Source organism: Paenibacillus sp. cl123, assembly GCF_900101595.1.
Taxonomy (GTDB): Bacteria; Bacillota; Bacilli; order Paenibacillales; family NBRC-103111; genus Paenibacillus_G.
In genome coordinates this window covers 62,115-73,778 of the sequence record NZ_FMYY01000031.1, presented here as the reverse complement: position 1 = coordinate 73,778, position 11,664 = coordinate 62,115, and the positions used below count along the sequence as shown (strand labels likewise).

The window sequence follows — 11,664 nt, the reverse complement described above, 5'->3', positions numbered from 1 at the left end:
CATAGGTTGCCCCATGTTTCATGATCTCTCCATGCGAAGAAACCAGCTATCCGGTCTTAGCTACCGTTTCCGGTAGTTATCCCGATCTTACAGGCAGGTTGCCTACGTGTTACTCACCCGTCCGCCGCTAACCTATCCCCGAAGGAATAAATCCGCTCGACTTGCATGTATTAGGCACGCCGCCAGCGTTCGTCCTGAGCCAGGATCAAACTCTCCATTAAGGTTCGCATCCCCAGTCAGCCGTGGCCGACCGAAGCGCTAGTTTATTGAAAAGTATCGATTAAGCTCAATACTTGTATTACGCTTGGCATTTCGTCTCATTTGTTCAGTTTTCAAAGAGCTTTCGTCACACTCGCAACGCTTCATCAGCACCGACGATATTTGTCGTGACAAGATCGTATCTTATCATCTAACGACGAACTTTGCAAGTGTAATTTTTCTTTGTCCTCGCATGAACTTGTTCGTTAGGAACCTTGTCCGTTTTGCGGCGACAAGCAATAATTTAGCACAGATGAGGGGGGAAATGCAACTGCTTTTTTCAGGAAATATTCAATGGCGAAATGGCGCTATAATTCTGCCGCTTCCATTACACTTTTCTTTGACTGCATTAAGGAGCCTTGAGCTTCGCTGCTTCTTGTACTTCCTTGAACTCAAGGCTCTCTCATGAGCGACTGTAAGCGCCAGTGATACAGCTTGGCTCCCTGAACCTGACTCTCCACCTGACAATCAGCCTAACAGGCGAAGCAGCTCCTGTTCGTCTTCGATAACCTGGATGCCGAGCTCACGAGCCTTCGTCAGCTTGCTCCCCGCGCTTTCTCCGGCGATGACAATGTCCGTCTTCTTGGACACGCTTCCGGTCACCTTGGCGCCGAGCTGCTCCAGCTTCTTGGCGCATTCATCCCGCCCCATGGTTTGCAGGGTACCGGTTAAAACGACCGTTTTTCCGTAGAACGGATGACTTTCATCCACGGCAGTGGCCGGAAGCTCCTCGCTCACAGGCGTTACGCCCGCAGCAAGCAGCCGGCTGATCGTACGCTGCATAGCCTCGTCCTGAAAAAACCGGACGATGCTGTCGGCTACGATTCCCCCGATATCCGGCAGCGTCACCAATTCTTCGGCCGTCGCTTCCCGCAGGCGGTCCAAAGACCGGTAATGGTCGGCCAATTCTTTGGTCGTCGTCTTGCCTGTGTTTGGAATGCCGAGTGCGAACAGAAACGACGCCAGATCCGGCGACTTGCTTTTCTCCAGCGCAGCCAGCAGGTTCTCGGCCTTCTTCTTGCCGAACCGCTCAAGCCCCACCAGGTCGTCGAAGGTGAGATAGTACAGATCGGACGGGTCTCGGACTCCCAGCTCCTCATATAGCTGAATGGCGGTTTTCTCGCTGAAGGTCTCAATGTCCATGGCATCGCGGGAAGCGAAGTGGGCGATGCGAGCCACCAGCTGCGGCCGGCAGCCCAGCCGGTTCGGACAAAATAAATGTACGCCGCGGAATTCGAGCTCATGGCCGCAGGAAGGACAGACGACGGGAGCCGTGATCTCCTCTCCGTCCGCTTCCTCCGTCACCTTCCCGAGTATCTCCGGGATCACATCATTGGACCGGCGTATATAGATGAGGCTGCCCAGCGCATGAGTGAGATTTTTGCGGGCAATATCGTCCATATTGTTCAAGGTGCAGTTCTGAACAGTCACTCCGGCAATATCCACCGCTTCGACTCGCGCAGTAGGCGTTACTTTGCCGGTGCGGCCGACGTTCCAGCCTACCTCCAGCAGCGTGGTGACCGCTTCCTCCGCTTCGAATTTGTAGGCAACGGCCCAGCGCGGAAATTTATCGGTATAGCCGAGCACCTCGCGCGTGCGCATATCGCAGATCTTGACAACTAATCCGTCAATCAGAAAATCCAGCGTATTACGCATCGCGACAAGATCCTGCAATTCCGCCTCGACCTGATCGATCGAATCGACGAACTTGACATAGGGGCTGACCTTGAACTGATTGTCCCGCAGAAAATCAACCATCTCGCGATGGTCCTGAAAGCGGAGTCCGTCCGTGTACCCGACGTTATAGAAGTAAGCATTCAACCGGCGCTCAGCGGTCACCTTCGGATTCAAGTTCCGCAAAGCCCCGGCTGCAGCGTTGCGAGCATTCTTGAGCGGCTCCGCGGCGGTCTCGTTGTATTTCTGGAGCACGGACAGATTCATCAGCCCTTCGCCCTGGATCTCCACAATACCGTCGGTATATGGAATGCGCAGAGGCACCGACTTGATCGTCTTCACCTGGGCCAGGATGCCTTCGCCGACAACTCCGCTGCCCCGGGTAGCGGCTTGCACCAGCTCCCCCTTGTCATAAGTGAGATTGAGCGTCAAGCCGTCGAACTTCAGTTCAATGACGAATGACAAGGGAGGAAGAGGCTGCTCCGGGTGCTGGGCGTTGTATTCGTTCACAAGCCGCTGGGCCCGGTTATACCACGCCATCAGATCCTCGTGGCTCTGAGCCTTGTCCAGGCTCCAGAGGCGCGCCAGATGCTTGTGGGGCTCAAAGCCCTTGAGCAGCTGAAAGCCTACGCGCACGGTCGGGGAATGGGGCAGCACAGTACCCGTCTCCGCCTCCAGTTGAGTCAGCTTGTCGTACAGCGCATCCCATTCCGCATCGCTGATCGTCGGTTCATCCAGCGTGTAGTATTGATAACTATGCTTGTTGATCTCCTCAATAAGAGCCTGCATCGTCTCTATCGGGTCCGGTCTGGTCGGCATGGTCGTTCGTCCTCTCGTATGAGATTGTTACGCCTTCTCTATCGGGGCAAATTTGGCGAGCAGCCGCTTGACCCCAACGGGAGCAGGGAAGGCGATCTGCAGCTCGGTATCGTCGCCGGTCCCCTTCACCGCTACTATAGTGCCTGTGCCCCATTTACCATGCTTCACCTTGTCGCCCATACCGAAGTCGGCCGACTTGGATGCCGCCGCTGTAGATGCGCCTCCCCCTGTGCGGACGGTAACGCCGCTCCCTGCAGCCGGCCGGCCGGAGCCGGCGGCGAAGCTTGGAGCGCCGGAGCTTGGAGCGCCGCCGCCGAAGCCGCCTGTGCTCCCGAAGCGGCGCTCGCCGCGCTCCCATGCGGCCCCGCCCGTACTCCGCGGCGCGAAACCACCGGCTCCGCGGGCATTCTCCACGAGCTCCGCCGGGAGCTCGCTGAGGAAACGGGACGGCGCATTGGCCGCCGTCCGGCCAAACAGCGTGCGCATCCGCGCGCAGGTCAAATAAAGTTCCTGTTCAGCCCGGGTGATGCCGACATAGGCCAGACGGCGCTCCTCTTCCAGCTCCTCGTTGTCCATCAGAGCGCGGGAATGAGGGAATACGCCTTCCTCGAGACCTACGATGAAGACAACAGGGAATTCAAGACCCTTGGCACTGTGCATCGTCATCAGCACGACGCCCTGCTTGCCCGCCTCCGGATCGTCGTTCATCGAATCAATGTCGGCTATAAGCGCCAGGTCGGTCAGGAAAGACACGAGCGATTTATCTTCGTTGCGCTTCTCGAAGTCTTGAGTCACAGAGAGAAACTCGTCGATGTTCTCCAGACGGGCCTGGGACTCGATCGTATTCTCTCTCTTCAGTTCTTCCCGATATTGAGACAGTTCAAGCATCTTCTCCGTTAATTCCGTCACCGATAAATAATCGACCATCCGGTATAAGTTCTCGATCATCTCGCGGAACTCCGTCAGCGCCCCCCGCGCTTTGGCGGCAATCCCCAGGCTGTCGACGTTCTCCAGCATGGCGAACATCGACACGCCGTACTGGGCGGCCGCTTCAGCGAGCTTGTCTACAGTCGTGTCGCCGACGCCGCGCTTGGGCACGTTGACAACCCGGCGGAAGCTGATATCGTCATCCGGATTGGACACCAGACGCAGATAAGCGAGAATGTCCTTGATCTCCTTGCGGTCATAGAACTTTACGCCGCCCACAATCTGGTAGGGAATATCCGACTTGATCAGTATTTCCTCCACGACCCGGGATTGGGCGTTCGTACGGTACAGCACCGCATGGTCCTTGAAGCGCCTGCCGCCCTGATCGACATTTTTCCGGATCTGGCCGGTGATATAGTAGCCTTCCTCATGCTCCGTATCCGCCTGATACAGCTTGATCTTCTGGCCGTCGCCCTTGTCGGTCCACAAATTTTTCGCTTTGCGGCCGGCATTGTTGGCTATGACTTTGTTGGCGGCATTCAGAATATTGGAGGTGGACCGGTAATTCTGCTCCAGCATGATCGTCGTGGCGTTCGGATAATCCTTCTCAAAATCGAGAATATTGCTGATATCCGCCCCGCGCCAGCGGTAGATCGACTGGTCGCTGTCCCCTACGACGCAGATGCGCTTATGCTTATCCGCCAGCATCCGGCAGATCATGTATTGCGCCCGGTTCGTATCCTGATACTCGTCCACGTGAATGTATTGGAACTTATTCTGATAAAAGTCCAGCACCTGAGGCTCTTTCTGAAACAGCTCGATTGTCGTCAAGATCAAATCGTCGAAATCGAGCGAGTTGTTGGCGCGGAGCTTCTTCTGATAAAGGGTATACACTTTGGCTACGACGCCATCGAAATAATCGCCGATCTTCTGCTCGAACTTCTCCGGGCTCAGCAGCTCGTTCTTGGCATTGCCCATGGCAGCCTGAACGGCCTTGGGTTCGAATTTCTTCGAATCGATGTTAAGCTCCTTCATGCAGTTCTTGATGACGGAGAGCTGGTCTCCGGAATCGAGGATCGTAAAGTTCGAGGAAAATCCGATGCGCGGGATGTCCTTGCGCAATATACGCACACACATGGAGTGAAAGGTCGACACCCAGATATCCTGGCCCTGCGGGCCGACCAGCGAGCTCACCCGCTCCTGCATCTCCCTGGCCGCCTTATTAGTAAAAGTAATCGCCAGAATGCTCCATGGGGCAGCCCGGCGCGTCCCGATCAGATAGGCGATCCGATGCGTCAGGACGCGGGTCTTGCCGCTACCCGCTCCGGCCATAATAAGCAGCGGCCCGTCCACGGTCTCTACAGCCCGCCGCTGCGGAGGGTTTAACTTCTCTATCGCTTGATGAATATCAACAGGTTGGTTCCACATCATTGCCACTTCCTTTTCTAGCCAATTTCCTTGACCGCCCGGACCGTCGCAAGCGCCCTCTCCAGGTCATGGTAAACTGCGTTGCCAACGACGACGGTATGCGCGCAATCCGCCGCCTCTCTGGCCTTCTCCGGCCCGTCAATGCCGCCGCCGTAGAACAGCCTGGACTGTCCGACCGCGCTGCGGACGCGTCTGACCAGCGCCATGTCTCCATACATGCCGCTATATTCGATGTAAACGATCGGGCAGCGGAACAGCTTGTCCGCCAGTCGGACATACGCCTCCACATCCTTGGCGTCCAGGTTCGTATCGGCCTGCGTAAGCCGGGCCGCCGCCGAATCGCCGTTCAATATAATGTAGCCCTCCGTCAAGATCTGCTGCCAATCCATGATCGCTCCATATTCCCTGAGCGCCTGACGCTGACGCCCGACGATCCACTCGGGATCTTTCGCGTTCAGCACGACAGGGATCAGGAACAGATCGAAGCCGGGTACTATCGCATCCTGCTCGGACACCTCCAGCACACACGGCACCTCGTAGCGGCGAATGCGCGCCAGCAGATCTACCGTATTGTCGAACGTCACGCCGGTCGAGCCGCCGACCATGACCGCATCCGTCCCTGACAGGCAGATCCTCTCCAGCGCCTCGTCCGTCAGCTCACGATCGGGGTCCAGCTTGAATACATGCCTCCACTGCTCCATACGCACGTGCACCCATAAAGCCCCCTGTCCTTCCTACTACAAGTAGTCTATGCTACGTCAGAAGGCGTGTCAATCCAAGCAAAAACGCATAAGCCCCTCGAAACGAACAGGAATGTATGTTCTATTTTATCAAATTTCCAGGCAAAAATCGAGTAGGCCCATGCATAAATCCATGGGCCTCTCACGAATCCGTATCGCCGGCAGTCTCCGGGTCAGGACGATGTTTTAAATTCAATGATTCGAAGCCGGCCGTCCTCCGGCCGGTAAGCTGATTCATGCAGCATCGTAGACTTTGCCGCGTCCTGCTGTACATTCGTCCCCCGCACGGTGAGCCGATAGACGCCGTCTTCGCCGCGGCTTTTCTTCACCTCATACTCCCCCCACTCGCTGCGCAGACCAAGCATAGCCTTCGTGCTATAAGCCTGATAGGTGCCAAGCTGCTCATTGCGCCGGTAAAAGTAAGCGATCTGGCGATCCGCCATCTCTGGCGAATAAAGCTGGCCCAAGCGCTTGCGCATCTCCTCCATCCCATAGCGGTCAACCTCCCCGGTGACGGGCGAAGACAGCACCCGGTGCGTCCATTCGTCGATCTGCTTCACCCAGGCGACGATCTGCTCATCGGACTGCTCCATGATGTTCACAGGCATCGACGGCGCCGTGATCTGATCCATCGTTTGAAGCAGTTGGTCACGGCCCACTGTACGCTGCATCTTGACCTGGTCCGACCCATTTCCCGCTCCCTGCGACTGGCAGCCCGCAGCCGCCAGCAAAATCGCGGTCAGCGCCAGGACTGGTAGTTTCTTCATACTCATAGGTTAGGAAAACCTCCGTTGGCGATTTTTTCGTATTATGGGTCAATTCCGAAAAAGTATGCGCCCGCTCTCAATATTGCGAACAGTACCGGTTCAAAACGAGAGACGGATAAAAAGCATGGCGGTATGCTTGCAGCTTCCTGCGCTCAAACCGGCGTAATCGCCCAGCACAAAAAGCCCCCGGCTGAGGGAGCTTCCTGTCAGGACTTGCGCACACGCCATAAGACGCTGCCGCCCGTCGATATAAGATTAGTTGTTGACCGAAGAAGTATGCGACTTGGCAGACGAGCTTGTCGTCATGCCGGTGTTCGCCGACTCCGACACACCCGAGGTTCCTCCGTACGCATAACCGGCCGAGCCTGCCCGGGAGCCGCTTGTACCGTATACGGAGGAACTGCCCGCATCCTGCTGGCTCTTGGAGCTGTATGCCTCCAAGCCTTGGGAGCCGGAGCCCGCATCCTCAGATACGGAGGAGCTGTAGCTGTAGGCAGGCTGCGAGGAGCTGCCGTAGGAGCCGGATGCTTGGCTTTGGCTTTGGCCCGCGTACGAGCCGTAACCGGCGCTCGCGTACAGGGATCCCGCGGAAGCGGGCTGCGGCGCTGCCGACGAGGACAACGATCCGCCGTAAGCGGATTGGCTGCCTGCATAGCCGGACTGCTGGCTTGACGCATACCCCTGCTGCTGAGCGTAGGGGGACTGCTGGGAGGCGTACATGGACGGCTGTCCATAAGCCTGCTGCTGGTGCGAATGGCCGGACGCATACGCGCCCTGCACAGCCTGCTGGACCAAAGCATGCAGCTGCTCCGATTTCTGGAATTGCTGCTGCAGCTCCTGCTGAACCTCCTGCTGGGAGGCCGGCTTAATGGAGCCATAGCCTCCGGATTGGGTTAACGCTTGGAAGAGCTCCGCCTGATCCTGGAGCGTCTTATGGGTGAGGCTGACGAACATCTGGCGAATCGCCGGATGCTCGGACTCAAGCGCCGCTGTCGTATATTCGCGTGCTGCCCGCTTCAACTCGGACAACACCAGATTGGCTACATCCTTCTCGTTCATGTGAAAGTGAGTTTGACCTATATTCTGCTGGTACATGCGCCCCGCGCACCTCCTATGTAAGTTTAATGAGAAAGCTGCGTTTGCTGCTGCAGCGTTCTGAGCAGCAGATCCGTATTCTGCAGCCGATCCTGCGCGATCTGGGCAAGCTTCTGCGCCAGCTGCGGGTTTTGGCTTTCCGCCACGCCTTGAACGGCGATTTTGGCCAGCAGCTCTTCGTTCTTCAGGCAGTCGGAAATATACGATAGCTCCTTGGAGCTGACCGAATGAACCAATTGCTGTGTCCCTCCGGCTTGTTGTTGTTGGTTGAACATGAGAATTCCTCCCTTCCTTGGTTGACAAAATTAGGATGCCCGCTCTCAGGAGAATTATGTAAGCCGGCAAAAAAATCCCCTGCCGGTCAAAGCTCCCCGTTCAAACCCGGGCGCTTCGGCCGGCAGGGGATTCACCGCCTGCTCTATTATCCGCACGCTTAATCGAAAGTCGTTGTTATATCGCCTTCTCGCATCTTTCGGAAAAACAGTTTAATCTGAGCCTCCGTCACCCGGTCGGTCGACAGCGGCGGCAGCTCATCCTCCCCGAAAAATCCGACGCCTGTCGTCTCTGTCCCCGTCTGCGCCTCACCGCCTTGGAGCTCGCACAGCAGGAAGAGCTTGTAGACATAGTTTGCATGCGGAGGATGGTCATGCCGGTCCCGGTCCAATACGGCCAGCAGCCGTACGGGCCGCACGTCGAAGCCGGATTCTTCCTTGACTTCCTTAACGGCTATCTCTCCCGGCGAATATCCGATATCGGCCCATCCTCCGGGGATCGACCACAGGCCATCCATCGTTTCGCGAACGAGCAGAATTCGATCTTCCCGGAACACGACACCCCTAACGTCAACCTTGGGCGTGGCGTAACCCGTTTCTCCGGCGAACAGCAGCTTCACCCGCTCTTTCGGCAGGTCCGTGTAAGCCGACATGATCTGCACGCTGATATCGCGCAGCTCTTCGAATCTCTCGATATCGTATACATCCTTGGAATACGTCAGTCCGGCCTGGGCGATAGCCTGCAGCCTCTGCGCCCATCCGAGCCACCGAAGATCCATCTCATTTCCGTCCATCCCGATCTCCCCCGTTCCTATTCACTCGCTAACTCGCCGAACCTGCAGCCGCTTTGGGCGTCACCGTCCGAATCTCCAGCTGCTGCAATCTGCCAAGCACCTGTTCATCCGCCGAATCTGTCACCACGACGCTCCATTCATCCAAATGCCCAACGTTGAATCGATCCTTCCGGTTCCACTGTTCCTCAGCCACGAGAAGAATGGATTGCTTGGCCAGCGGCAGCAAGGTACGCTTCAGCTCCAGCGTCTCCGGCAAGCTTGTCGTCACCGTCCCGTCTGCGCCTACCCCGGAGGTCCGCATGAAGCATTTATCAAAATTATAATGCTGCAGAGCAGCCAGCGCATGGAACCCGTAGCAGGCCTCATCCTCGCCATGAACGATTCCTCCGGTCTGTATAACCTTCGCCTTCCTGGCCAGCGCGGCCAGCCTGGCGATAGGCAGCTTGGCCAGGGCGTCCCCTCGGTCCGCATAAGGCACGAAGGAAGCCGGCGCAGAAGGAAGCACCGCTCCTCCGTATGTTCGCTTCAGCCGCCTCAAGCTCTCCAGATACCTCAGATCCTTGCGGATGGCATCCTCGGTAACGGCAAACAAGGATGAAAGCTGCTTTACCGTTACCCGCTCCTGAGCCTGCAGCAGCTCCAGAATACGCTGGCGGCGCTCTTCAATAAAATACGTACCCGTCATTCAGCCCCCCTGCTCATCGTATTTATTGTTATTGTTTTGTATTGTTTTATCTTATTTCATCGCCGGTTCAAAAGCAACAAAGCCCTTACCCTAAAGGGCAGGACTTTGTGCTAATGGCGAATGGCTGCGCTCGGTCGGTGCCGGGCACCGACCTGCGCTCATGAAGGAGTTAACCAAAGCTGCTCGGTGTTCAGCAGTCCGGCCATCCTATCGTCTCCAAGTCCGATACCCGTCAAACAACCGGAAGGGCCGCCGGCCTTTCCTTGCGGAGGAACCTGGATGCTGTTGTACACCGTTACCTTGTGGATGCGGTCGACAATCACGCCGACAAACGTCTCCGCATGCTTGACCATCACAATCCGGGTATCCTTGGAGGGAAGCTTCGCAGGCATGCCGAACAGCTCGCGCAGACCGATAACCGAAACGACTTCGCCTCTCAAACAGATCACGCCCTTCACATGAGCTGGGCTGCCCGGGATCGCCGTGATAGGCTGCATGCGGATGATCTCCTGAACATCCTGTATTCTTATCGCATAATACTCCTCGTCCAAAGCCAGCTCGATATATTGCTCCTGCTTGGAAGCGGTCATGGCTCACACCCCGGATCTTAATTGATCTTGAACACGCTTATGGCTCCGTTCAATTCTTCAGCCAGATTAGCCAGCGTCTGACAAGTTGCCGCCGTTTCCTCAGAGGCTGCAGCCGATTCCTGACTCGAGGATGCCACCTGATCCACCGAAGTCATCACTTCGGACGCTTGGGCGGCTTCCTCTTCACAGGCTGCGGCAATTTCATTCACCTTGCTTGAGGAAGCGTCGACCATGGCGACGATCTTGCCGAAGGCCTCCCCAGTCCGCTCGGATTGGGTAACGCTGTCTGCGACTGCCGACACGCTCAGCTTCGTATTCTCCTGCATAGCCTTGATGATCGAGGTAATCTCCTTGGTCGCGGAGCTGCTCCGCTCGGCCAGCTTGCGCACCTCATCGGCCACTACGGCAAAGCCGCGGCCATGATCGCCCGCCCGAGCCGCTTCGATAGCCGCATTAAGCGCCAAAAGATTCGTTTGATCGGCAATATCGTCGATCACTTCGATGATTTCTCCGATTTTCGAGGAATCCTTCTCCAGCTGAGAAATCGTCCGGTTCACGCTATCCATGCCCCGAATCGAGGCTTCTACAATTTTGCCGCCTTCGCTTGCCGTCTGGACGGTCTGGCCGGTAAGCTCGGCCGCTTGCTCCGCACTTTTGGCTACGAAGTTGATAGCCGACGAAAGCTCCGTGAACAGCTCGGCGATCGCTTGCGCCGATCTTGCCTGGGTCGAGCTGCCGACAGCCACCTCTTCGGAGGTCGCCGAGATTTGCTGGGTCGCAGCTGCCAAACTCTGCGAGGAGGCTGAAATACCTCCGATTAGCCCGCGCAAGCTATCGATCATCCGGTTCAGCGATTCGGAGAGCTGGCCTACCTCATCCTTCGTATCACGCTCCATTTTTTGCCGGAGATCGCCGTTCGCAACCTGACTGACGATACCGACCATCTGCACGAGAGGACGGGCGATCGTTTGGGCGATCACATACCCGGTTACAATGCTGAGGAGGAAGGCAACCGCAATTACGGCGATCAATATATTGCGGGCGCTCGCATAAGCACGGTCGCTCTCCTCATTTTTCTGCTCAGCCAGTTTGACATTTATATCGATGAGCCGGGCCAAGCTGCTATCCAGCTTTTTGCCTTGAGTAAAAACCTCTTGATTGATGAAGGTCAGAAACCCATCCTCATCCCCCGCACGCAGCAGACTGGTTGCCCGGTCGTATACAACCAGGTAAGCCGCCCATTCGGTATCGAAAACATCCAATTCATCCTGTTCGGCCGGCGTAATCGTTGTAGAACGGTAATTGTCAATACGAGCCGTGACTTCTTTTTTAAAATCGGGAATTTCCTGGAGCTTCGCTTCCTTGTCGGCCGTCGTCTGGGAAAGCGCGGCGTCGCGCAGCGTCACTCTCAGATTCTGATAGCCGATACGGGCGGCCGACATTTCCTTAATCGAGGTCAGGTTATTATCGTACATCACATCCAGATTTGCCTTCATCATTTTCACATTATAAACGGAATAAAAACCAACAGCCGCCAATAAGCAAGCAATGCTCACAAAAGCTAAAACAAGCTTTGTCGCTGTTTTTTGATTCAAGAACCATTTCATCATGTGCA

The 11,664-nt window shown here is 56.3% G+C and carries 10 protein-coding genes and 1 rRNA gene; all 11 read right to left on the bottom strand.

What is annotated here, in order from left to right; all coding sequences use genetic code 11:
- Positions 1–221, bottom strand: a 16S ribosomal RNA gene (locus tag BLR08_RS28270); the annotation flags it as partial.
- Positions 222–726: 505 nt separating this feature from the next.
- Positions 727–2,751: an NAD-dependent DNA ligase LigA gene (ligA, locus tag BLR08_RS28265; protein ID WP_072337820.1), complete on the bottom strand. Its 2,025-nt coding sequence runs from the start codon at positions 2,749–2,751 to the stop codon at positions 727–729.
- Positions 2,752–2,778: 27 nt separating this feature from the next.
- Positions 2,779–5,106 carry a DNA helicase PcrA gene (gene pcrA / locus BLR08_RS28260; protein ID WP_072337821.1) on the bottom strand — a complete coding sequence of 776 codons (2,328 nt, stop codon included), beginning with the start codon at positions 5,104–5,106 and terminating at the stop codon, positions 2,779–2,781.
- A 17-nt stretch (positions 5,107–5,123) separates the two neighbouring features.
- Positions 5,124–5,807 (bottom strand): heptaprenylglyceryl phosphate synthase, encoded by a 684-nt coding sequence (locus BLR08_RS28255; protein ID WP_176835627.1) that lies wholly within the window; start codon positions 5,805–5,807, stop codon positions 5,124–5,126.
- 212 nt (positions 5,808–6,019) lie between these two features.
- Positions 6,020–6,619 carry a hypothetical protein gene (locus BLR08_RS28250; RefSeq protein WP_256257822.1) on the bottom strand — a complete coding sequence of 200 codons (600 nt, stop codon included), beginning with the start codon at positions 6,617–6,619 and terminating at the stop codon, positions 6,020–6,022.
- A 249-nt stretch (positions 6,620–6,868) separates the two neighbouring features.
- On the bottom strand, positions 6,869–7,708 hold the full coding sequence (locus BLR08_RS28245) for a spore coat protein (RefSeq protein WP_072337823.1): 840 nt from the start codon (positions 7,706–7,708) through the stop codon (positions 6,869–6,871).
- 26 nt (positions 7,709–7,734) lie between these two features.
- Positions 7,735–7,983 carry a hypothetical protein gene (locus BLR08_RS28240; RefSeq protein WP_072337824.1) on the bottom strand — a complete coding sequence of 83 codons (249 nt, stop codon included), beginning with the start codon at positions 7,981–7,983 and terminating at the stop codon, positions 7,735–7,737.
- A gap of 158 nt (positions 7,984–8,141) precedes the next feature.
- The gene (locus BLR08_RS28235) at positions 8,142–8,774 is read right to left on the bottom strand and encodes an NUDIX hydrolase (RefSeq protein WP_371117796.1); all 633 of its coding nucleotides are present in this window, start codon (positions 8,772–8,774) and stop codon (positions 8,142–8,144) included.
- 28 nt (positions 8,775–8,802) lie between these two features.
- On the bottom strand, positions 8,803–9,459 hold the full coding sequence (locus tag BLR08_RS30875) for a DeoR/GlpR family DNA-binding transcription regulator (protein ID WP_072337825.1): 657 nt from the start codon (positions 9,457–9,459) through the stop codon (positions 8,803–8,805).
- Positions 9,460–9,617: 158 nt separating this feature from the next.
- Positions 9,618–10,049, bottom strand: coding sequence for a chemotaxis protein CheW (locus tag BLR08_RS28225; RefSeq protein WP_072337826.1), 432 nt, complete (start codon positions 10,047–10,049; stop codon positions 9,618–9,620).
- 17 nt (positions 10,050–10,066) lie between these two features.
- Entirely contained in the window at positions 10,067–11,659 is a 1,593-nt protein-coding gene (locus BLR08_RS28220; protein ID WP_256257823.1) for a methyl-accepting chemotaxis protein, read from the bottom strand.
- Positions 11,660–11,664: the final 5 nt, after the last annotated feature.

Coding starts and splice junctions, on each gene's coding strand:
- ligA (WP_072337820.1), bottom strand. CDS start 2,751: ATGCCGACCAGACCGGACCCGATAGAGACGATGCAGGCTCTTATTGAG.
- pcrA (WP_072337821.1), bottom strand. CDS start 5,106: ATGTGGAACCAACCTGTTGATATTCATCAAGCGATAGAGAAGTTAAAC.
- BLR08_RS28255 (WP_176835627.1), bottom strand. CDS start 5,807: ATGGAGCAGTGGAGGCATGTATTCAAGCTGGACCCCGATCGTGAGCTG.
- BLR08_RS28250 (WP_256257822.1), bottom strand. CDS start 6,619: ATGAGTATGAAGAAACTACCAGTCCTGGCGCTGACCGCGATTTTGCTG.
- BLR08_RS28245 (WP_072337823.1), bottom strand. CDS start 7,708: ATGTACCAGCAGAATATAGGTCAAACTCACTTTCACATGAACGAGAAG.
- BLR08_RS28240 (WP_072337824.1), bottom strand. CDS start 7,983: ATGTTCAACCAACAACAACAAGCCGGAGGGACACAGCAATTGGTTCAT.
- BLR08_RS28235 (WP_371117796.1), bottom strand. CDS start 8,774: ATGGACGGAAATGAGATGGATCTTCGGTGGCTCGGATGGGCGCAGAGG.
- BLR08_RS30875 (WP_072337825.1), bottom strand. CDS start 9,459: ATGACGGGTACGTATTTTATTGAAGAGCGCCGCCAGCGTATTCTGGAG.
- BLR08_RS28225 (WP_072337826.1), bottom strand. CDS start 10,049: ATGACCGCTTCCAAGCAGGAGCAATATATCGAGCTGGCTTTGGACGAG.
- BLR08_RS28220 (WP_256257823.1), bottom strand. CDS start 11,659: ATGATGAAATGGTTCTTGAATCAAAAAACAGCGACAAAGCTTGTTTTA.